The organism is Streptomyces achromogenes subsp. achromogenes (genome assembly GCF_000720835.1).
GTDB classification, from domain to species: Bacteria; Actinomycetota; Actinomycetes; order Streptomycetales; family Streptomycetaceae; genus Streptomyces; species Streptomyces achromogenes.
Window position 1 is genome coordinate 1 of the sequence record NZ_JODT01000147.1, and the last position, 231, is coordinate 231.

Consider the following 231-nt stretch of genomic DNA (forward strand, 5'->3'; position numbering starts at 1 on the left):
GGTGCTCATCGCCAACCGTGGCGAAATCGCTGTCCGCGTGGCCCGGGCCTGCCGGGACGCCGGGATCGCGAGCGTGGCCGTCTACGCCGACCCGGACCGGGACGCTCTGCATGTCCGCGCCGCGGATGAGGCGTTCGCCCTGGGCGGTGACACCCCGGCCACCAGCTATCTCGTCATCGACAAGATCCTGAACGCCGCCCGCGAGTCCGGCGCGGACGCGATCCACCCCGG

1 protein-coding gene is annotated in these 231 nt (G+C 72.7%); it reads left to right on the top strand.

Annotated features, from left to right (window positions below; genetic code table 11):
- Position 1: 1 nt before the first annotated feature.
- Positions 2-231 (top strand): biotin carboxylase N-terminal domain-containing protein (locus tag IH25_RS38330; RefSeq protein WP_280842557.1); only part of this gene is annotated, 230 nt, incomplete at its 3' end.